The organism is Actinomadura sp. NPDC048394 (genome assembly GCF_040651755.1).
Taxonomy (GTDB): Bacteria; Actinomycetota; Actinomycetes; order Streptosporangiales; family Streptosporangiaceae; genus Spirillospora; species Spirillospora montaniterrae.
In genome coordinates this window covers 46499-67467 of the sequence record NZ_JBEZJL010000018.1, presented here as the reverse complement: position 1 = coordinate 67467, position 20969 = coordinate 46499, and the positions used below count along the sequence as shown (strand labels likewise).

Sequence of the window (20969 nt, the reverse complement as noted above, 5' to 3'; positions counted from 1 at the left end):
CGGCCGGCCCTGCGCCCGGTGGGGGAGGACCTGGAGACGGGCGCGCCGCGAAGGGCCGTCCGGCGTGGCCGGATCGGTGCCGCGTGGACGGGGCCCGGGGGCACGGCCCCGGTTCGGTGACCGGCCGCCCGGGAGTGGTGGGCCATCCGGACGCGGCCGGGAACGGTCCCGATGCGGCGCTGGGCCATCGCGGAACCTCCTGCCGCTGTGCGAGCTCGGTCATCGACGTCCCCGACGCTAGGCCGCGCCCCGCCCGCCGGCACCCCCGTTAAAGCGGACTTAAGGGGCGGATTACTCATCACTAATTCATCGGCCAGGTCCGGCCTCAAAACGGTCGTTCGTCGCCATGTCCATTTCCGGTGGCCGCTGGGATGATCTCCATTCAGGGGGGCGGGGGAGGGGAGCGCGGATGCGGTCGCGGGGCGGCGTCTTCGTGCTCGCCGTGCTGGTGGCGGTGGCCCTGGCCGGCGGGCTGGTCGCGGCCCGGCAGCTGCGCGGCGGGCGCGGCGCGGGGACGCCGGAGAAGGTCGCGGCGGACTTCTTCGCCGCCTGGCGGCGCGGGGCGCTGGACGACATGCGCGACCTGTGCGCCGACCCGCCCGGCGACTTCGTCCAGCAGTACCGGGCGCTGTCGCGGGGGCTGACGGTCTCCTCGATCATCGTTGAGCCGCGTCCGGTGGTGCGGACCGGCCCTGACGCGGCGCAGGCCGACTTCACCGTCACCCGGTCGCTCGTCGGGCACGGCGACTGGTCGTTCCGCGCGGTGCTGCGGCTCGGCCGCGTCGACGGCCGGTGGCGGGTGCTGTGGACGCCCGCGACCCTCTATCCCGGGCTGAAGGGCCGGGGGACGTGGTCGCTCGGCCAGGTGCGGCTGCCCGCCGTCACGCTGGTCGCCCGCGACGGCAAGGCGCTGCCCGACACCGGGCTCCTCGCGCCCTACCTGGCGGAACTCGTCGACACCATGACGCCGGAGGGCTACGACGAGGCCAGGTGGGTCATCGAGATGCGCGACGGCGACGGCCCGCCGCAGCGGGTGAAGGTGCTGGGCGGCAAGCCCGGCCGGAAGATCCGCACGACCCTGGACCGGCGCCTGCAGACGGCGGCGGAGAAGGCCGTCCGCTCCGTGCCCCGGGCCGCGTCGATCGTCGCGCTGCGGCCGTCCACGGGCGAGGTCCTGGCCGTCGCGGACGCCCTCGGCGGGCTCGGCGCGTTCACCGGCCTCTACCCGCCCGGCTCGACGTTCAAGGTGGTCACGGCGGGCGCGCTGGTCGCGGACGGGGCCGGGCCGGGCACGCCCGCCGACTGCCCCGCGTCCGTCGTCACCGCGCAGCGGACGATCCGCAACGACGAGGGCCACGAGCTGGGGCGCACGACGCTGAGCGGCGCGTTCGCCGCGTCCTGCAACACCACGTTCGCGCGCCTGGCGGTCGAGGGACTGGGCGCGGGCAAGCTCGCCGCGAGCGCCCGCAGGTTCGGGTTCGAGACGAGGTTCTACCCCGGCGTGCGGATGATGGAGGGCGGGTTCCCCGACCCGCAAAGCGGCGCGGAACTGGCGGAGGCGGGGATCGGGCAGGGGCGCGTCCAGGCGACCCCACTGCTGATGGCGAGCGTCGCGGCGGCCGTGGCGGACGGGGCGTGGCGGCCCCCGCGGCTGGTGCCGGCGAAGCTGGTCCGCGAGAGCGGCGGCGACACGCCGGACCCGCACCCGATCCCCGGGGCCGCCGCGCTGCGGTCGATGATGCGGGCGGTCGTCACCGGCGGGACCGCCGCGGGCGCCGGCCTGCCGTCCGGCACGGCGGGCAAGACGGGGACCGCCGAGTTCTCCGACGACGGCTCCTCGCACGCCTGGTTCATCGGATACCGCGGCGACCTGGCGTTCTCGGTGTTCGTCCAGGACGGCGGCTCGGGCCCGAAGACGGCCGCGCCGCTCGCCGCCGCGTTCTTGCGCTGACCGGCCGCGAAATGGTTCCCGAACCACTGAACGCGGGACGCCCCGTGCCCGTACTCCAACGATGAGCGGAACGGCCGCGCACGCGGCTTGAACCGTTTTTTGTCACCATCTCTCATCTGAGGGGCCAATGGGGCGTATGCTCCGGTGGTGATCGGCGGGATCCATTAGGAATCCCGTACGGAAACGCGGTGGGAGCGAGCGGGCTCCCGCAGACCGCGTTCCCGATGTCTCAGCAGGACCGCCGACGGGCCGCGCGCCCGGACGGCACCGAGCCGACCCCGGCGCTCGCCTGCGCTCCGCCTCCTCCACAGGAGAGGGCATGGCGCGACGTGACGACGGGCATGCGTCCCGGATCAACACGCATGCTTCACCGTGGGCGCGGGCACCCCAGCGTTCCTCGACGGGGGCCCGGCCCTCACCCGGCCGCCGGCCGGACGAACCGCAATGGCCCGAGGGGTCGTGGTGGTCGGAGCAGCCCGGCTGGGACGAGCGGGGCCGGCGGCGCCGGCGCGAACCCACGCGCCGCGACGTCCGGCGGCGCGAGAAGGGCCGCACGCGGCGGCAGCCGCCGCGCCGCTCGGCGTACCAGGCACAGGCGGCGTACCAGGCACAGGCGGCGTACCAGGCTCAGGCGGCGTACCAGGCCGAGCCGCCCGCCGCGGCGCGGCGCCGCGACCCCGCCCAGGGGTCCGGACGCGGCTCCGGGCGGCGCCCGCCGACCCGGCCCAGGCCCGGGCCGAAGGCGCGGCCCCGCGGGCCGCGCCTGCCCACCGACCGGATCGGCGTCGGCGCGGTCATCCTGTCCGCCGTCGTCGGCCTCTCCCTGCTGGGCATAGCCGAGCGGACGCTGCTGGAAGGCCGGCCGATCGGCACGACCGAGTCGGTCGCCGCGGGCAAGGGCGCGCGTCACCCGAAGGGGCACGGCACCGCCTCGCCCGGCGCGCCGCAGCCCCACCGGCAGCAGCCGGGGACGCCGGCGGCGCCGGCCGCCCCGGCGCGTCCGGACGCGCAGGCGCTGGCCGCGCAGGTCCGCAAGCTGACCCTCGCCGAGCGGGGCGCCGCGGCCAAGCAGGCCTACGGCGCCGCGCCGGCGCGGGCGCCGATCGTCGCGGCCACCCGGACCAGCGCCGACGGGACGTGGGTGTTCGGCACCACCGCCATCCCGGTCCCGGCGAGCAGCGCCGCCGACCCTGAGATCGCGTTCTTCGCGGCCCGCTGGACGGGCCGGGAGTGGCGGGTCGGGCTGTCCGGCGGCACCGCGTTCGGCACCCTGCTCGGCGCGATGCCCGCGACCGTGATGTCCGCGGCGGAGTCCCGCGCGCTGCGCCGCTACGGCGCGCTGTCCGCCGAGCAGGCCGCCGCCGCGGTCAACGGCACCGGCACCGGCGACGGTCTGATGCTGCCGTGGAAGACCGGCACGTCCTGGACGATGCTGACCGCCGACCCCGCGTCCGCGCAGCGCCCGCTGTCCGCCCTGGCGTTCACGGGCGGCGACGGGCGCGTCCTCGCGTCCGGCGCGGGCTGGCTCTACCGGTTCTGCGGAGACGGCTCCGGGCCCGCGCTGCTCATGGTCGTGCACGCCAGCGGCGTCGCCACCGTCTACGACCGGGTGCGGGCGGCGGCGCAGCTGCGCGACGGCAGCGTCGTCGGGCGGGGCGACCCGCTCGGCCGCACCGGCACCGCCGGAGCCTGCGGCGGCGCCCCGGCCGCCCGTGCCGAGGTCCGCTTCGACCTGCGCCGCGGTGCCGCGCCCGTCCCGCTGGACGGCGCCGTCATCGGCGGCTGGACGTTCAGCGAGCGCGCGAAGCCGCTGCTCGGATACGCCGAGCGCGGGCTGCTCCAGGTGCTGCCCGGGGGCCTGATCGCCAACCTCGGCGCGGTCCCCGCGGCGGACGCCCCGCCGTCACCTCCGGCGCCCGGCGACGAGCCGGGCGGCGGCGCAGGATCGGCCGGCGACCCGTCGCCGTCCGCTACCCAGAACAGGAGTCCGAGCGGTGCGAACACGCAACAGTGACGATCCCGCGGTGCCCGCGTGGGCGCTGCGAGCCGTGCTCGTCGGCGCGGTGCTGGTGCTCGCCGGCGCCGCGACCCCGCCGGGCGCCGTCGCCGCGGCGCAGGCGCAGTACTTCCTCTCCTTCTACGCGGGCGTCTTCACGCTGCTCGCGCTGACCGGCGCGGTGATGACCGGGCTGCTGGCCACCGAGCGGCTGATCCTGAAGATCCGGCACCGGGTGCTCGCGCAGGGCGCGCACCGCGCGTGCGCGGTCGTCGCGTCGGTGATGGTCGTCGCGCACATCGCGGTGAAGGTGCTGGGCGGCCTCGCGACGCCCGCGCAGATCGTGGTGCCGACGCCGGACGCGGTCGGCCTCGGCACCGTCGCGTTCGAGCTGATGGTGCTGATCGTGATCACCGGGATCCTGCGGACCCGGTTCGTGGCCCGCGCCCGCCCGTGGGTGTGGCGGTCGATGCACGCCGTCGCGTACATCTCCTGGCCGATCGCGATCCTGCACGGCCTGACCGCCGGGCGGCTCGCGGCGAACTGGGTGGTGCTCAGCTACGTGATGAGCGTCGTCGGCGTCATCATCGCGCTGGCGACCCGGCTGATCGTCGTGATCAAGCCGGGCGAGGTCGGGCGGGCGGGCGACGCCCTCGGCACCGGCGAGCGCGCGGCGGCGTCCGCGGCGGCGCGCCGCGCCCGCGGCCGGTTCCCCGAGCGCGACCCGCGCCCCGTCGGCCCGCGCGGCTACGACGACCGCGCCGCCTACGACCGCCCCGGCTACGACGACCGGCCCGGCTATGACGACAGGCCCGGCTATGACGATCCGCGGGGCTATGACGATCCGCTCGGCTACGACGACGACCCGCGCGGCTATGACGACCCGCGCGGCGTGGACGGCTCGCGGGTCGGCGGGACGCTCGGCGGGCGCGACTCCCGCTCCACCGTCACCGACCCGCGCGGCGCGCCCCTGCCGGGCGAGGGCGGCGGCTGGGACACCGAGGTGATCCGGTGAGCGCCGTCCACACGGTCTCCAACATCGGCGGGCCCCGGCTCACCCTCGGCTTCGACCGCTTCGACCGGCTCGACCTCGACCGGCACCTCGCGGTGCACGGCCGGCTGCGCGTCCCGTCGCTGGAGGACCTCGTCCGGATGGCCGAGCAGGTCGACATGCGCGGACGCGGCGGCGCCGGGTTCCCGTTCGCCCGCAAGCTCACCGCCGTCGCGTCAAGGGTCAACCACCCGACCGCCGACCAGACGCTGCTGCTGCCCGGCGAGAAGGGCAGCGACCGCGGGTCCAGCGAGGACGTCGTCGTGGTCGTCAACGGCGCCGAGGGCGAGCCCGGCAGCGCCAAGGACAAGGTGCTGCTCGGCCGCGCCCCGCACCTGGTGCTGGACGGCGCGCAGATCGTCGCCACCGCGCTCGGCACCCAGCGGATCGTCCTCGCCGTGGAGAGCGACGAGGCGGCCCGGTCGGTGCGCGCCGCGATCGGCGAGCGGCGGATGCCCGCCCGCGTCGTCCGGCTGACCGAGCGGTTCATCTCCGGGGAGAGCGGCGCGGTGATCCGCGCCATCAACGGGGAGACGCCGATCCCGCCGGGCGTGAAGGTCCGCGCCGCCGAGTCGGGCGTCGACGGGTACCCGACGCTGCTGTCCAACACCGAGACGTTCGCGCAGCTCGCGGTGCTCGTCTCGCTGGGCCCCGACCTGTACGCCTCCGCCGGAACCGAGGACGAGCCGGGCACCACGCTGCTCACCGTCGGCGGTACCACGGTCGTCGAGGCGCCGTACGGCACGGCGCTGCGGGACGTCCTGAAGCACTGCGACGTGCCGCCGGGCCCGGGCGTCCTGGTCGGCGGCTACCACGGGGCGTGGCTCGACCCGGCCGGGGCGGCGCGGGCCGTGCTGTCGCGGGCCGGGATGCGCGCCGTCGGCGGGACCGTCGGCGCCGGCATCATCCTGCCGCTCGCCCAGGGCACCTGCCCGCTCGGCGAGGTCACCCGGATCGCGTCGTACCTCGCCGCGCAGTCGGCCGGGCAGTGCGGCCCGTGCCGGCTCGGGCTGCCCGACGTCGTCCGCGCCCTCAACGCGCTCATGGAGGGCGGCGGGACGGTCGAGGACGTGCGCCGCGCCGCGGCGATCGGGCGCGGCCGCGGCGCCTGCACCCACCCCGACGGGACCGCGCGGTTCGTGCTGTCGGCGGTCGAGGCGTTCACGGCCGACATCGACGCGCACCGCTACGGCGGCACCTGCGGGCTGCCGACGTTCGGGGTGCTGCCGCTGCCGGTCCCGACCGGGCGGGAGGGGCGGGTGGCGATCGACTGGAGCCGCTGCGACGGCCACGGGCTGTGCGCCTATCTCGTCCCGGAACTGATCCAGCTCGACCGGTACGGCTTTCCGGTGGTGCTCGGAAGCGACATTCCGTCGTGGATGGAGCGGGACGTTCAGAAAGCGGTCGCGATGTGCCCGGCATTGGCGCTGCGGGTCGTCGGCGGAGTCCCGGGCGGCCCTGTGCGGCGCTCCTGACGGCGCTGCTGACGGCGCTGCTGGAGGCGGCCCGTCCGGCCATTACGGACGGGTCGGAGAAATGAAAAAGCGCGCCCGCCGGTGAACCTCCGCCCGGGCGTGGTGCGTATGACCCGGCGAAACAGCGCCGGCTCCGTTCTTCGGTGCGTTCCCGAGAGGAGGAAGGGATTTCGGTGAGGAATTCGTACGGTGTCGCGGAACTGCGCCGGCTCCCGCGGTTCGGGCTCCGGCGGGGCCGCGGCCTGCTCCTGCTGGCCGTCCTGGCCGTCGTCGCCGCCGCGGTCGCGGTCCTCCTCAATCCGCGGGTCGCCCCGGCGAACGGCATCGACAAGGGGGCCACGATCCCGTCGAAATGGGGGCCGCTGAGCGCCCAGGACCGGCTCCTGCTGGTCAAGGTCCGGCAGGCCGGGCTCTGGGAGATGCCGGCCAGCCAGATGGCCGTGCAGCGCGGCGCCAGCCCCCGGGTGCGCGAGATCGGCAAGATCATCAACCAGGAGCACATGCAGCTGGACGCCGACACCAGGGCCACCGCGCAGCAGCTCGGCGTGTCCCTGCCGGCCATTCCGAACGGCACGCAGCGGAGCTATCTCCGCGAGCTCGCCGGCCTCGACGGGAAGTCGTTCGACACCGACTACGTGTTCCGGATGCGCTCCGCCCACGGCCAGGTCCTGCCGTTCGCCGCCAAGGCCCGCGTGCAAAGCCAGAACTCGCTCGTCCGGGCCTACGCGGAACGCGGGATGCGATTCGTCCTGCACCATATGCAGCTGCTGGAGAGCACCGGCCTGGTCACCAAGTCCGCGCTGCACTGACGGGTATCCCACCCCCCGCTCAAAGGGAGTACTCCATGGGAAGAAAAAGGAAGGCCCTCGCCGTGATCGTTCCGGCCGTCGTGCTCGCCGCGTCGGCGTGCAACGACGTGCCGGGGGGCGCCGGGGCGCTACCGGGCCGCGCGACCATCACCGCCGACCCGGCCGGGCACGTCCAGAAGTACCGGGGCGGGCAGACGAGCCCGCCCGCGGACGGCGGCGGTCAGCAGAACGGAGGTGCCCAGCCGGGCGACGGCCAGGACGGCGGCCAGAACGGCGACGGCCAGATGCCCGGCATGGGCGACGGCCAGATGCCGGGGATGGGCGACCCCTCGCAGACCGCGGTCCCCACCCCGCCGGACTCCGGGTCCCCGGACCCCGGCCAGACCGACCCGAACCAGCCGGGCGGCGACGGCCAGCAGAACGGTGACGGCCAGAACGGCGACGGCCAGAACCAGAACGGCGACGGCCAGAACGGCGGCCAGAACGGCGGCGGCCAGGGCGGCCAGAGCCAGGTGAAGCCGGGCCCGACCGCCGACCAGTTCGTCGACATCCGCCAGGCGCAGCCCGTCCGGCAGCCGCGGCGCACGCGGGCCGCCTCCACCGGCGTGTTCACGTCCAGTTGCGGGACGAACGCGGGGCAGAAGCACAGCAACCCCGACAACGTGATCGTGGCGCCCGGCGTCCAGAACGGCGCGCACCACATCCACGACTACGTCGGCAACCTCGACACGAGCGCGCTCTCGACCGACCAGACGCTCGCCGCCGCCGGGACGACCTGCACCAACGGCGACCAGTCGACCTACTACTGGCCGGTCGTGCGGCTGCGCGCCGGCCAGGACGACTCCGACCGCGCGGCGCAGAGCCAGGTGGACGGCAACACCGGCAGCGTCGTCACCCCGGCGAAGGTGCGCCTGCAGTTCCTCGGCAACCCGCGCAGCAAGGTGACGGCGATCCCGCGGTTCACCCGGATCGTCACCGGCGACGCCAAGGCGTCGTCGAAGGGCACGGCCAACGCGCACGCCCAGTGGACGTGCAGCGGGTTCGAGAACCGGGCGTTCGCCGACAAGTACCCGCTGTGCCCGAAGGGCAGCATGGTGGAGCGCGTGCTGAACTTCCCGAGCTGCTGGGACGGGCAGAACACCGACAGCGCGAACCACCGCGACCACATGGTCTTCCCGGACCCGCGGACGGGGCAGTGCCCGCAGGGCCGCAAGGCCGTCCCGCAGCTGCGGATGACGCTGGCCTACAGCCTGCCCGCCAAGGCGCTGGCGTTCGCGCTGGACACCTTCCCGGAGGAGGGCCACGACCCGGTGACCGACCACGGCGACTTCATCAACGTGATGACCGACCAGCTCATGCAGAAGGCCGTCACCGCGATCAACGGGCGCCGGGGCTGATCCCCCGCTCCGGGAGCCGAGGCCGGTCCGCCGGTCCCCGGTCCCGGGCCACGGGCCCGCCCGCGCGTAGGATCGCCGTCATGGAGATCGTGATCGCGGGCGGGCACGGGCAGATCGCGCTGCGGCTGTCGAGCCTGCTGGCCGGCCGCGGGGACACCGTGGTGAGCCTCGTCCGCAACCCCGACCACGCGGCGGACGTGCGGGCGACGGGCGCGACGCCGGTCGTCCGGGACCTGGAGGCGGCGTCGGCCGGCGAGGTGGCGGGCGACCTGGCGGGCGCGGACGCGGTCGTGTTCGCCGCGGGCGCCGGGCCGGGCAGCGGCGCCGCCCGCAAGGACACCGTCGACCGGGCCGCGTCGGTGCTGCTGGCGGACGCGGCGGAGCGCGCCGGGGTGCGCGGCTTCGTGCAGGTGTCCGCGATGGGCGCGGGCGAGCCGCCCGCGCCGGGCCGCGACGACGTCTGGGCCGCCTACATCCGGGCGAAGGGCGAGGCCGAGGACGACCTGAGGGCGCGCGGCGGCCTGGACTGGCTGATCCTGCGCCCGGGCCGCCTCACCGACGACCCGGGCACCGGGCTGGTGACGCTCGCCGAGCCGCCGATCGGGCACGGCGCGGTGACCCGCGACGACGTCGCCGCGGTGATCGTCGCGCTGCTGGACGCCCTGCCGGACGCCCGGCACCGCACCCTCGACCTGCTGAACGGCGACACCCGCATCGCCGACGCCGTCGCCGCCCTGCGCTGACCCGCCGCCGACCCGGCACACCCGGCGCCGCGCCGGCGCCGCGCCGGCGCCGGGCCGGGGCTCGCGGTCAGGCGGTGTAGAGGGACTCGATCTCGTCGGCGAAGTCCTTCATCACGACGTTGCGCTTCACCTTCAGGCTCGGGGTCATGTGCCCGGCCTCCTCGGTGAAGTCGACGCCGAGGATGACGTACTTCTTGATCGCCTCGGCGTGGCTGACCGACTTGTTGGCGTCGGCGACGGCGCCCTCGATCTCGGCGACGATGTCGGGGTCGCGGCGCAGCTCGTCCACGGTCATCGCGGCGGGCTTGCCGTGCCGCTCCTTCCAGGGGCCGAGCGCCTCCTCGTCCAGCGTGATCAGCGCGCTGATGAACTTGCGGCCGTCGCCGACCACCAGGCACTGGCTGATCAGCGGGTGGGCGCGCAGCCGGTCCTCCAGGGGCGCGGGCGCGACGTTCTTGCCGGCCGCCGTGACGAGGATCTCCTTCTTCCGGCCGGTGATCTTCAGGAAGCCGTCCGCGTCGAGGGCGCCGAGGTCGCCGGTGTGGAACCAGCCGTCCTCGATGGCCTCCTTCGTCGCGGCCTCGTTGTTCCAGTAGCCGTGCAGGACGTTGACGCCGCGGACCAGGACCTCGCCGTCCTCGGCGATGCGGATGTCCACGCCCGGGATGGGCTTGCCGACGGTGCCGACCCGGATGGCGGTGGGCCGGTTCACGGTCGCGGGCGCGGTCGTCTCGGTGAGGCCGTAGCCCTCCAGGATCGTGATGCCGACGCCGCGGAAGAAGTGCCCGAGGCGCTCGCCGAGCGCGGCGCCGCCGGACACCGCGTACTGCACCCGGCCGCCGACGGCCGCGCGCAGCTTCCCGTACACCAGCACGTCGAAGACCTTGTGCTTGACCTTGAGGCCGAGGCCGGGGCCGCCGGTGTCCAGCGCCCGGCTGTAGTCGATCGCGGTCGCCGCGGCGGCCCGGAAGATCTTGCCCTTGCCGTCGGCGTCGGCCTTCTGCTCGGCGCCGTTGTAGACCTTCTCGAACACCCGCGGGACGGCGAGCAGGAACGTCGGCCGGAACGAGGCGAGGTCGGGCAGCAGGCTGGGGACGTCGCTGTGGCCGAGGACGATGCCGCCCTCGATGGACGCGACCTCGATCAGCCGGGCGAACACGTGCGCCAGCGGCAGGAACAGCAGCGTGGAGCTGCCCTCGACGGCGATCTCGGAGATCGCGCCCTGCACGGCGTTGCGGGCCGTCGCGACGAGGTTCCCGTGAGTGATCTCACAGCCTTTGGGCCGGCCGGTCGTGCCGGAGGTGTAGACGAGCGTCGCCACGTCGGCGGCGCCGCGGGACCGGCGGCGCTCGTCGATCGCCGCGTCCGCCACGTCCTTGCCGAGCGCGGTGACCTCGGCGACGGCGCCCGCGTCGATGCCCCAGACGTGCGCGAGGCCCGGGAGCCGGTCCCGGACCTCGCCGACCAGCGCCAGGTGCGCGTCGGTCTCGGCGAACAGCGCCTTGGCGCCGGAGTCGCCGGCGATCCACTCGATCTGCTCGGCGGAGGACGTCTCGTAGATCGGGACGGCGACCGCGCCGGCCGTCCAGATCGCGTAGTCCAGCAGCGTCCACTCGTAGCGGGTGCGCGACAGCAGCCCGACCCGGTCGCCCGGTTCGATGCCGGCGGCCACCAGGCCCTTGGCCACCGCAGCGGCCTCGGCCGCGAACTCCGCCGCGGTGACGGCGCTCCAGGCGGCGCCGGCGCGGCGGCGCAGCACGATGGCGCCGGGCTCCTCGGCGGCCCGGGTGAAGGGCGCGTCGGTCAGATTGGCGGAGTCGGGGACCTCCACCATCGGGGGGACGCTGAACTCGCGCACGGCCCACTCCTGTGATCGGTCTTCGGGGACGGCGGGGGAACCTGCCGGTCCCTCCGAAGGTGAATGATACCCACGAGTAGGAAAACCGTCGGGAAGTGAGCGTCCCGCCCCGCCGCGGCCTCCGGATCGACGGTTAACGGCACGGCAAAGACCGCTCGCCGCAGCCGGGCGACCGCCCGTCCGTCCCCTACCCTTGACCTGGTCGTATACGGAAGTGGTCGGGGGAAGCCATGGCCCTGCTCGAAGTGATCGCGCTGACCGCCGCGGACGCGCGCGCCGCGCAGGACGGCGGCGCCGACCGGATCGAGGTCGTGGCCGACATGGGCGCCGACGGCCTCACCCCGGACCCGGACATGGTCGCGGCCGTGCGCGCCGCGACGGCGCTGCCGCTGCGGGTCATGCTGCGGGCCAACGCCGGGTTCCGCACCACCGGCGCGGAGCTGGACCGGCTCGTCCGCGCCGCCGCCGACCTCACCGCCGCCGGCGCCGACGGGTTCGTGCTCGGCTTCCTCGACTCCTCCGGCCACGTCGACGCCGGCGCGACCGGCAAGCTCGCGTCGGCCTGCGCGCCGCTGCCGTGGACGTTCCACCGGGCGGTCGACCACGCCGCCGACCCCGTCCAGGCGTGGGAGGCGGTCCGGGCGCTCGACGGCGGCCTGGACGCGGTGCTCACGGCGGGCTCGGCGCGCGGCGTGGACGCCGGCGTCGACGTGCTGGTCCGGCGCGCCGCCGAGGACCCTCGCTCCGCCGCGCTGATCATGGCCGGGGGCGGGCTGCGCCGCAAGCACGTCGCCGTGCTCGCCGCCGCGGGCGTCACCGCGTTCCACGTCGGCACCGCCGTCCGCCCGGACGGCTCCTGGGACGCCCCGGTCGACCCGGCGCTGGTGGGGGAGTGGCGCTCGCTGGTGTCGGCCGCCGCGGGCTGACACCCCGGAGGGGCGCCCGTTTTCGGGGGAGTGGTCCCCTATTAGAGTCGGTTCATGAGGATCCACGTGGTGAGCGACGTCCATGGCCGCGCGGACGCGCTGAAGAGCGCGGGCGACGGCGCGGACGCGCTCATCTGCCTCGGCGACCTGATCCTGTTCGTCGACTACTCCGACCACGGGCAGGGCATCTTCGCCGACCTGTTCGGGCAGGAGAACGCCGACCGGTTCATCGCGCTGCGCACCGAGAAGCGCTTCGACGAGGCCCGCGAGTTCTCCCGCGGCCTGTGGGCCTCCCTGGAGGGGGACGCGTGGCCGCACATCGAGCGGGCCGTCGACCGCCAGTACGCCGAGCTTTTCGCCGCGATGCCGACCCCCGCCTACCTCACCTACGGCAACGTCGACGTCCCGCGCATGTGGGCGCCGCACCTGCGCGAGGGGCACCGCGTCCTGGACGGCGAGACCACCGAGATCGGCGGGCTGCGGTTCGGGTTCGTCGGCGGCGGGCTCCGCACCGAGTACCGCACCCCCTACGAGCTCGACGACGACGCGTACGCGGCGAAGGTCGAGGCGGTCGGGGAGGTGGACGTGCTGTGCTGCCACATCCCGCCCGCCGTCCCCGACCTGCTCTACGACACCGTCGCCCGCCGGTTCGAGCGGGGCAGCGAGGCGATCCTCGACGCGATCCACCGCACGCAGCCGAAATACGTGCTGTTCGGGCACGTCCATCAGCCGCTCGCCGCCCGCATCCGCATCGGCCGCACCGAATGCGTGAACGTGGGCCACTTCCGCGCGCGCGGGGTCCCGTACGTCCTGACGGTGTGACGGATACCGTGCTGTAGGACAGCGGCCCGGGCAAAGAGTGCGCGGGCGCGGGTTCACGGCGAGCCGGAGGGAAACGCAGATGGCGGACCGCACGAGTTCTTCCATCACGATCAAGGCCGCGAAGGCCGACATCATGGCGGTGATCGCCGACCTGGAGGCCTATCCGGAGTGGGCGAGCGGGATCCGCGAGTTCACCGTCCAGGAGACGGGCCCGGACGGCCGGGCGCTGCGCGGCCGGCTGACCTTCGACGGCGGCCCGTTCAGCGACACCGTCGGCCTCGCCTACACCTGGGACGGCGACGACCGGGTGAGCTGGGAGCTGGTCGAGAAGGGCACGGTCGTCACCGGCCTGCACGGCACCTACGCGCTCGCCGAGGCGGGCGGCGCCACCGAGGTCACCTACGAGCTGGCGGTGGACGTCCGCGTCCCGATGATCGGCATGGTGAAGCGCAAGGGCGAGAAGCGGATCATCGACTCCGCGCTCAAGGGCCTCCAGCGCCGCGTCGAGCGCTGAGGACGCCCGGGAGGCGGTACCGTTTCACGCCGATGACGGATGGATGATGGAGTCATGACCGACCAGCCGGGTGACCTGATCAACGAGGCGGGCAAGCTCTTCGACGCGGTGCTCAAGCGCGTGGTCGGCGGCGGCTCCCGCGACGACCTCGACGACCGAGAGGAGTCCCCGCGCGGCGACCGGCCGCGCGGCCGGGCCCGCGACGGCGGGGACGGCGACGTGTGGGCGACCGCGACCGCCGAGCCGCCGCGCTACGCCACCGGCGCCCCCGAGTGCTGCCACTGCCCGGTCTGCCGGGCCATCGCGGTGTCCCGCGAGTCGGGGCACGACGTGGGCCGGCACGTCCGGGAGGCCGGGCAGTCGCTGCTGGCCGCCGCGCTGGACGTGGTGCAGGGCTTCGACCGCACCCGCCCGGAGACGAACCGGAACCGGCCTCCGCGGCCGCGCGATGCGTCGGCGGGCCCCGGGGCGGGTAGGTCCGATCGGTCGGGACGGTCGCCCCGCGACGAGGCCCCGCGCGAGGAGCCGCCGCGCACGGAGAAGCCGAGCGCGGAGAAGCCGAGCGCGGAGAAGCCGAGCGCGAGCAAGCCGCGCGAGGAGCCGGGCGACCCGTGGGCGGCCGCCACCGGCGGCGACCCCATCGACATCGGCTAGTGGTGCGGACGGGCTCCAGCCAGGGGCGCCCGAGGAGGAGGAAGCGTACATGGCCCTGACCATCGGCGTGGACGTGGGCGGCACGAAGGTCGCCGCCGGTGTCGTCGACGACCGGGGAACGATCCTGGAGAAGGTCCGGCGGCCGACTCCCTCGACCAACCCCAAGGAGACCGCCGAGACCATCGCCGAGGTCGTCGACCTGCTGAAGGGCAAGTACGCGGAGGTGTCGGCGGTCGGCCTCGGCGCCGCCGGGTTCGTCGACGAGACCCGCTCCCACGTGCTGTTCGCGCCGAACCTCGCCTGGCGCGAGGAGCCGATCCGGGAGAAGGTCGAGCACCTCGTCGGGCTGCCGGTCGTGGTGGAGAACGACGGCAACGCCACCGCCTGGGGCGAGGCGAAGTTCGGCGCGGGACGCGGCGAGAACTTCCTGGTGCTGGTGGCGCTCGGCACCGGCATCGGCGGCGGCATCATCATCAACGGCGAGCTGTACCGGGGCCGGTTCGGCATCGGCGCGGAGATGGGGCACTTCCGGGTCGTCCCGGACGGGCGCCGCTGCGGCTGCGGCAACCGCGGCTGCTGGGAGCAGTACGCCAGCGGCAACGCGCTCGTGCACGAGGCCCGCGACCTGGCGCGGGTCGCGCCGGCGATGGCGGGCCGGCTGCTGGAGCTCGGCGGCGGGCGGCCGGAGGGCATCAGCGGCCCCGAGGTGTCGCAGGCGGCCCGGGAGGGCGACAAGGCCGCGCTGGAGTGCTTCCGCACGATCGCGCACTGGGCGGGGCAGGGCCTCGCCGACCTGTCCGCGATCCTGGACCCGGGCGCGTTCATCATCGGCGGCGGCCTGTCCGACGCCGGCGACCTGCTGCTCGACCCGATCCGCGTCGCGTTCGAGGAGGCGCTGACCGGCCGCGGGCACCGCCCGCTGCCCGACATCCGGATCGCCGAGCTCGGCTCGGCCGCCGGGATCGTCGGCGCCGCCGACCTCGCCCGCGTCCGGCCCCTCCAGGACGCGGCGGTCTAGGACGCCCGCCGTGGCGACGCCGGTGCGGGTGCTCAGCTACAACATCCGGTCGCTGCGCGACGACCCGGAGGCCGTGGCGCGGGTCGTCCGCGCGAACGGCCCGGACGTGCTGTGCCTGCAGGAGGTGCCGCGGTTCTGGGGCTGGCGGGCGCAGCGGCGCCGGCTGGCGCGGGCGTGCGGGATGGACGTGGCGGCGGGCCGCCGGGCGTGCGGCCTCGCCGTCCTCGCGGCGCCGCGCGTCCGCCGCGTCCACCGCGAGTTCCACCTGCTGACGCCGGACGAGGGCCTGCACCGGCGGGCGCTCGCGGTCGCGGTGCTGGAGGCCGGGCCGGCGCGGCTGATCGCGGCGAGCACCCACCTCGACCTCGCGGACGGGCCGCGGCTGCGGCACGTCGGCGAGGTGCTGGCGCATCTCGACCGGGCCCGCGCCCGGTACGGCGCGCCGGTCGTGCTCGCGGGTGACATCAACGAGGAGCCGGGCGGCCCGTCCTGGACGCTGCTCACCGAGCACTTCCAGGACGGCCACGCGACCGCGCCGGAGGGGGAGGAGCTCACCTTCTCCGCGCGCGACCCGCGCCGCCGCATCGACGGGGTGTTCGCCGACCCCGGCGTCGAGGTGGCCGGGTGCGGGGTGCCGCCGGACGAGCCCGGCGACCACGTCCGCGCCACCGACCACCGGCCGCTGCGCGCCGACCTCCGGCTGCCCGAGCCGGCCGGCGTCTAGACGACGGCGCCGTCGTCGGGGTCGCGGGGCTCGTCGCCCATCCGCAGGACGAGCGTCACGAACCCGCCGATGAACGCGGCGACCGCGAGGAACGCGGCCCAGCCGGGCACCTCCCAGTCGAGGATCACCGTGACGAGCAGGTAGACCGGGCCGCCGATCAGCGCGATCCACGCGCCCTTGGTGAGCGGGTCCGCGCTCGGCAGCGGCGGCGGAGGCGGCGGGATGTAGTGGCCCTCGTCATCGTCGTCCGGCGGGAACTCGGGGGCCTCGTCGGCGGGCCGGATCACCCGGGCCCGCGGCAGCCGGCCGGTGCGGTCGTCGCCCTCGCGCGGCGGCCCCGGCCGCTCGTCGATGTTCTCCTGGTCGGGCCACGGGACCTCGTCGCCTTCGGGCGCCGTGTCGAACCCCGCGACGATCTGCGCCCAGATGGCGTCCTCGTCGAGGTCGCGGCCCTGGCCGCCCTCGTCGCCCTTCCCGGACGCGCCGGACGCGCCCGCCCCGCCGCCGGTCTCGCCGTCGCCGCGGCGTCCCGGCGCGGTCGCGTCGAACACGCCGTCGAACGCGTCGTCGAAGGAGCCGTCGAGGCCGCCGTCGCGCGGCCCGTCGTGCACCCCGTCGCGGCCGGGCGGCGCGTCGGCGCCCGGGCCGGCGAGGTCCGTCTCGGGGCGGCCGTCGCCGTCGCCGCGCACGCCGGCGTCCCGCAGCCGCGCCAGATGCGCGCGCAGGATCCCCTCGGCGGCCGGCTTCATGTCCACGTCCACGTACAGCCGGTCGAGGACGTCGCCGACGGGGTCGGCGGCCGTCCCGGCGATCTCGGGCAGGCCGTCCGGCGACGCGGCGTAGGCCGCCACGCCCGCCTCGCCCAGCGCCGCGAGCATCGCGTCGGCCAGATGCGGGGCGAGGTCGACCAGCGGCGCGTAGGTGTCGGCGGACAGTCCATTGCCACGGCGATTCACGGGGCCGGCTCCTTCGACGACTCCGGCGTGACCGACAGCACCGGCATGGCGGCCTCCGCTCCCCCATTGAGGTGTGCGCCCGGCCGCCCGCCGCGATGCGCGGCGGCACTCCCGGACGACCCGAAACGTGTGTCCCACGGTATTCGCTGCGCCGCCCGGGACAAGCCCCCGGGCGCACCCGATTGAGATTTCCGATTAGAGCCTACGTTCATCCGGCCGCGGGGTGTGCCGGACCGGGCACCGGCACCGGGACAGTGGTGTGGGCGGGGGACCGCCGGGATGCGAAGATGTCCCATCATTACCCCCCTCGGACGGGGACTCGGTCTTGCGCGCCGCGTGCGCACGCGGCTCGGAGGAAGGTGTCGGCATGCTCTGGTTCTGGATCCTGCTGAGGGTCGTACTCTCACCCATCATGTACGGCGCATGGTGGCCGCGGAACCGGGGGATGCGGAACGTCCCGAAGCGCGGCCCCGCGCTGCTGGCGTGCAACCACCAGTCGTTCGCGGACCACTTCTTCGGCCCGCTGCCGCTGATGCGGCCGATCTTCTTCATCGGCAAGGGCGAGTACTTCACCGGCAAGGGGATCAAGGGCCTGATCAGCAAGGGGTTCTTCACCGGCGTCGGGGTCGTCCCGGTCGACCGGACCGGCGGCCCGGAGGCGGACGCGGCGCTGCAGACAGGCCTGCGGATCCTCGGCGAGGGCAAGCTGCTCGGCATCTACCCCGAGGGCACCCGGGCGCCGGACGAGCGGCTCTACCGCGGCAAGACCGGGGTGGCGCGGCTGGCGCTGAAGTCCCGCGTCCCGGTGATCCCGATGGCGATGGTCAACACGTTCAAGCTGATGCCGCCCGGGCAGCCGTACCCGCGGCTCGGCGTCCGGCCGGGCGTGCGGTTCGGCGAGCCGATGGACTTCTCCCGCTACTTCGGCCGCGAGGACGACCGCGAGGTGCTCCGCACGGTCACCGACGAGATCATGCAGGCGATCCAGAAGCTGTCCGGGCAGGAGTACGTCGACCGGTACGCCGCCGAGGTCAAGGCCGAGATGGCCGGCAAGCCCGTCCGTCCCGTCGAGGACGGCGACGAGGGCTTCACCGAGGACTGACCCGTGCGCGACGACACCGGCGGGGGCCTGGCCGGCCTGGACGCGGCGCTGTGGCGGTCCGTCGCGGTGTACCGGGCGCTGGCGCTGGTCTACGCCGCCGTCGTGATCGGGAAGAACTCCGGCGGCTACGCGCACCCGCTGGGCGGCTGGGCCGTCCTCGCGGTCCTGACCGTCTGGACGGGCGTCGCGACGCTGGCGTACCGCGACCGGGCCCGGCGCGGCTGGCCGCTCCTGGTCGCCGACCTCGCCGTCGCGTTCGGGTGCATCCTCACGACCGCGTGGGTGGAGACCCCGCACCACATCGCGACGGGCCGCCCGACGCTGCCGGTGTCGTGGGTCGCCGCGTCCGTGCTCGCCTGGGCCGTGTGGGGCGGGCGGCGGCTCGGCGTCACCGCCGCCCTCGTCCTCGGCGTCGCGAACCTACTGGTGCACGCCGTCGCCGGGACGGCCGGCGGGATCGGGAACACCACCCTGAACGGCATCGTGCTGCTGCTCCTCGCCGGCCTGGTCGTCGGGCAGGTGGTGCGGCTCGCGCGCGAGGCGGAGGCGCGGCTCGCCAGGGCCGTGGAGCTGGAGGCGGCGACCCGGGAGCGGGAGCGGCTGGCGCGCCGCATCCACGACTCGGTCCTGCAGGTGCTCGCGATGGTGCAGCGGCGCGGCGGCGAGGCCGGCGGCGAGGCGGCCGAGCTGGGCCGGCTGGCGGGGGAGCAGGAGGCGGCGCTGCGCGCCCTGATCGGCGCCGGCCCCGCGACCGCCCCCGGGACCGTCTCCATCCCGTCGCCGCGTCCCGACACCGGCTCCGGACGCGCTGCCGACCTGCGCCCGCTGCTCACCGGCCAGGCGTCCGCGGCGGTGACCGTGTCGACGCCCGCGACGCCCGTGCCGCTGCCCGAGCACGCCGCCCAGGAGGTCGCCGCGGCCGTCGCGGCGGCGCTGGACAACGTCCGGCGGCACTGCGGCGACGGCGCCCGCGCCTGGGTTTTGCTGGAGGACGGCCCCGGCGAGGTCACCGTCAGCGTCCGCGACGACGGCCCCGGCATGCCGCCCGGCCGCCTCGACGACGCCGCCGCGTCCGGCCGGCTCGGCGTCGCGCAGTCCATCCGGGGCCGCGTCCGCGACCTCGGCGGCACCGTCGCCATCGTGTCCGCCCCCGGCGAGGGCACCGAGATCGAGATGACCGTTCCGCGGTAGCCGGCGGCGTTTAGGGTGTGATCGTGAGCGAGGTTCCGTTGAGGGTCATGGTCGTCGACGACCATCCGATGTGGCGCGAGGCCGTCGCCCGCGACCTCGCCGAGGCGGGGCACGAGGTCGTCGCCACCGCCGGGGAAGGGCGCACCGCCGTCCGCATCGCCGCCGCCGCGCGCCCCCGCGTCGCCGTGGTCGACCTGCAGCTGCCCGACATCAGCGGCGTCGAGGTCACCCGGCACCTCGCCGCCGCCGACCCGCCCGTGCGGGTGCTGGTGCTGTCGGCCAGCGGCGAGCAGCAGGACGTCCTGGAGGCGGTGAAGGCGGGCGCCACCGGCTACCTGCTCAAGTCCGCCGGGCGCGAGGAGTTCCTGGACGCGGTCCGCCGCACCGCCGACGGCGACGCGGTGTTCACCCCCGGCCTCGCCGGGCTCGTCCTCGGCGAGTACCGGCGGCTCGCCGCCGCGCCCGCCCGCGAGGACGACGACGCGCCCCGGCTCACCGACCGCGAGACCGAGGTGCTGCGGCTCGTCGCCAAGGGCCTGACATACAAGCAGATCGCGGAGCGGCTCGTCCTGTCGCACCGCACGGTGCAGAACCACGTGCAGAACACCCTCGGCAAGCTCCAGCTCCACAACCGCGTCGAGCTCGTCCGCTACGCCATCGAGAAGGGCCTGGACGAGGAGGAGTAGGCCGGTTCCGGCCGCGCCCGCCCTCAACTCCCGCCCGGACGCGTGCGTCTGATCCGCGACGACGACGCTCATACGACGGGGGCACGTTCGGTGGACGAGACGCTCTGGCTCCTCGCGGTGCACTTCCTGGTCGGGCTCGCGCTGGTCGCGGTCCTGTGGCGGCAGAGATCGGCCCTGGTGCGCGGCACGCCGCCGACGCGCGACCCGCACCCGTACGAGATCGCCTACCTGCAGGGCGGGGGGCGCCACGCGATCGCCGCGTCGCTGGCGGCGCTGCGGGTGGACGGCGCGGTCGACGCCCACGGCGACGGGCGCATGACGGCGGCCCCGCCGCCGTCCGGCGCGCCGCGCACCGCCGGCCATCCGCTGGACGGCGCGGTCTTCGAAGCGGTCGCGAGCGGGCGCGCCGGCACGCTCGCCGAGCTGACCGCCGACACGGGCGTGTCGGCCGCGCTCGACGGAATCCGCGACGGCCTGATCGAGCAGGGGCTGCTCATCCGCCTCGGCAGGTGGCCGGGGCCGCAGGAGATCCGGTGGCTCCTGCGCGCCTGGGTGTTCGCCGGCTTCGTGTACTTCTTCCTGATCAGTGACGCCTACGACGACTTCCCGAAGGCGCTGATCGTGTTCGCGCCGCTCGCCGTCCTGTCCGCGGCGGCGGTCGGGCTCGCGGCCGGCCACGGCCCGACGAAGGAGGGCGAGCGGGCCGTCGCGCAGGCCAGGTCGGCCGGCCCGCACCTCGACCCGGCGCAGGGCGCCTCCTACGCCGGCCTGCCCGGCCCGGACGTGGTCATGGGCGTCGCGCTGTTCGGCACGGCCGCGCTGATGGCGTTCGACGAGATGTTCGCCCAGACGGTCGGGCTCGGCCGCTACCTACAGCTCACCGGGGTCGCGGCGGCCTCGGGCGGGTACACGGGCTCGGCCTGCTCGGCGTCCGCGCCCGTCTGCTCGTCCGCTTCCTGCGGTGGCGGGGGCTCCAGCGGCGGGCACCACCACGGCTGCGGCGGCGGCTCCGGCGGCGGCCACCACAGCTGCGGCGGTGGCGGCGGGTGCGGGAGCAGTTGCGGCGGTGGCGGCGGCTGCGGTGGCGGGAGCTGAC

General features: G+C 75.4%; 19 protein-coding genes. 17 read left to right on the top strand and 2 right to left on the bottom strand.

Going from position 1 to position 20969, the window contains the following annotated elements; all coding sequences use genetic code 11:
• Positions 1 to 409 precede the first annotated feature (409 nt).
• From AB0C78_RS15065 to AB0C78_RS15035, 7 genes are all read left to right on the top strand, one after another.
• Positions 410 to 1951 carry a penicillin-binding transpeptidase domain-containing protein gene (locus tag AB0C78_RS15065; RefSeq protein ID WP_360747222.1) on the top strand — a complete coding sequence of 514 codons (1542 nt, stop codon included), beginning with the start codon at positions 410 to 412 and terminating at the stop codon, positions 1949 to 1951.
• A 319-nt stretch (positions 1952 to 2270) separates the two neighbouring features.
• Complete coding sequence (locus AB0C78_RS15060) at positions 2271 to 3965, top strand: hypothetical protein (RefSeq protein WP_360747219.1); 1695 nt, start codon at positions 2271 to 2273, stop codon at positions 3963 to 3965.
• On the top strand, positions 3946 to 4962 hold the full coding sequence (locus tag AB0C78_RS15055; protein ID WP_360747216.1) for a hypothetical protein: 1017 nt from the start codon (positions 3946 to 3948) through the stop codon (positions 4960 to 4962). Before AB0C78_RS15060 ends, AB0C78_RS15055 begins: the two co-directional genes overlap by 20 nt.
• Positions 4959 to 6473, top strand: coding sequence for a ferredoxin (locus AB0C78_RS15050; protein WP_360747214.1), 1515 nt, complete (start codon positions 4959 to 4961; stop codon positions 6471 to 6473). The genes AB0C78_RS15055 and AB0C78_RS15050 overlap by 4 nt, the downstream gene beginning before the upstream one ends.
• A 173-nt stretch (positions 6474 to 6646) precedes the next feature.
• Complete coding sequence (locus tag AB0C78_RS15045) at positions 6647 to 7282, top strand: DUF4142 domain-containing protein (protein ID WP_360747211.1); 636 nt, start codon at positions 6647 to 6649, stop codon at positions 7280 to 7282.
• Between the two features lie 35 nt (positions 7283 to 7317).
• Complete coding sequence (locus AB0C78_RS15040; protein WP_360747208.1) at positions 7318 to 8679, top strand: DUF1996 domain-containing protein; 1362 nt, start codon at positions 7318 to 7320, stop codon at positions 8677 to 8679.
• A gap of 80 nt (positions 8680 to 8759) precedes the next feature.
• Complete coding sequence (locus AB0C78_RS15035) at positions 8760 to 9422, top strand: NAD(P)H-binding protein (protein WP_360747205.1); 663 nt, start codon at positions 8760 to 8762, stop codon at positions 9420 to 9422.
• 67 nt (positions 9423 to 9489) lie between these two features.
• On the opposite strand, the gene AB0C78_RS15030 is transcribed toward AB0C78_RS15035, so the two are convergent.
• Positions 9490 to 11280, bottom strand: coding sequence for a long-chain fatty acid--CoA ligase (locus AB0C78_RS15030; RefSeq protein ID WP_360747202.1), 1791 nt, complete (start codon positions 11278 to 11280; stop codon positions 9490 to 9492).
• A 230-nt stretch (positions 11281 to 11510) separates the two neighbouring features.
• Here AB0C78_RS15030 and AB0C78_RS15025 point away from each other — a divergent pair, with 230 nt between their 5' ends.
• The 6 genes from AB0C78_RS15025 (at position 11511) to AB0C78_RS15000 (ending at position 15938) form a co-directional block, all read left to right on the top strand.
• A complete protein-coding gene (locus tag AB0C78_RS15025) occupies positions 11511 to 12206 on the top strand; it encodes a copper homeostasis protein CutC (protein ID WP_151546646.1) in 696 nt (231 codons plus the stop codon).
• A 54-nt stretch (positions 12207 to 12260) separates the two neighbouring features.
• Positions 12261 to 13028: a metallophosphoesterase gene (locus AB0C78_RS15020; RefSeq protein ID WP_360747199.1), complete on the top strand. Its 768-nt coding sequence runs from the start codon at positions 12261 to 12263 to the stop codon at positions 13026 to 13028.
• Positions 13029 to 13107: 79 nt separating this feature from the next.
• Entirely contained in the window at positions 13108 to 13542 is a 435-nt protein-coding gene (locus AB0C78_RS15015) for an SRPBCC family protein (RefSeq protein WP_360747196.1), read from the top strand.
• Positions 13543 to 13596: 54 nt separating this feature from the next.
• Positions 13597 to 14196: a hypothetical protein gene (locus AB0C78_RS15010; protein ID WP_360747193.1), complete on the top strand. Its 600-nt coding sequence runs from the start codon at positions 13597 to 13599 to the stop codon at positions 14194 to 14196.
• 49 nt (positions 14197 to 14245) lie between these two features.
• Positions 14246 to 15214, top strand: coding sequence for an ROK family glucokinase (locus tag AB0C78_RS15005; RefSeq protein WP_151547150.1), 969 nt, complete (start codon positions 14246 to 14248; stop codon positions 15212 to 15214).
• A gap of 10 nt (positions 15215 to 15224) precedes the next feature.
• Complete coding sequence (locus tag AB0C78_RS15000; protein WP_360747190.1) at positions 15225 to 15938, top strand: endonuclease/exonuclease/phosphatase family protein; 714 nt, start codon at positions 15225 to 15227, stop codon at positions 15936 to 15938.
• On the opposite strand, the gene AB0C78_RS14995 is transcribed toward AB0C78_RS15000, so the two are convergent.
• The gene (locus AB0C78_RS14995; RefSeq protein ID WP_360747187.1) at positions 15935 to 16894 is read right to left on the bottom strand and encodes a hypothetical protein; all 960 of its coding nucleotides are present in this window, start codon (positions 16892 to 16894) and stop codon (positions 15935 to 15937) included. The two genes, AB0C78_RS15000 and AB0C78_RS14995, sit on opposite strands and share 4 nt — an antisense overlap.
• Before the next feature lie 367 nt (positions 16895 to 17261).
• On the opposite strand from AB0C78_RS14995, the gene AB0C78_RS14990 reads away from it, so the two are divergent.
• The 4 genes from AB0C78_RS14990 to AB0C78_RS14975 all read left to right on the top strand — a co-directional run bounded on the left by AB0C78_RS14990 (position 17262) and on the right by AB0C78_RS14975 (position 20968).
• A complete protein-coding gene (locus tag AB0C78_RS14990) occupies positions 17262 to 17996 on the top strand; it encodes a lysophospholipid acyltransferase family protein (protein WP_151547147.1) in 735 nt (244 codons plus the stop codon).
• A gap of 3 nt (positions 17997 to 17999) precedes the next feature.
• On the top strand, positions 18000 to 19187 hold the full coding sequence (locus tag AB0C78_RS14985; RefSeq protein ID WP_360747182.1) for a DUF5931 domain-containing protein: 1188 nt from the start codon (positions 18000 to 18002) through the stop codon (positions 19185 to 19187).
• Positions 19188 to 19234: 47 nt separating this feature from the next.
• Entirely contained in the window at positions 19235 to 19873 is a 639-nt protein-coding gene (locus AB0C78_RS14980; protein WP_192809235.1) for a response regulator transcription factor, read from the top strand.
• A 90-nt stretch (positions 19874 to 19963) separates the two neighbouring features.
• A complete protein-coding gene (locus AB0C78_RS14975) occupies positions 19964 to 20968 on the top strand; it encodes a TIGR04222 domain-containing membrane protein (RefSeq protein ID WP_360747180.1) in 1005 nt (334 codons plus the stop codon).
• Position 20969 lies beyond the last annotated feature (1 nt).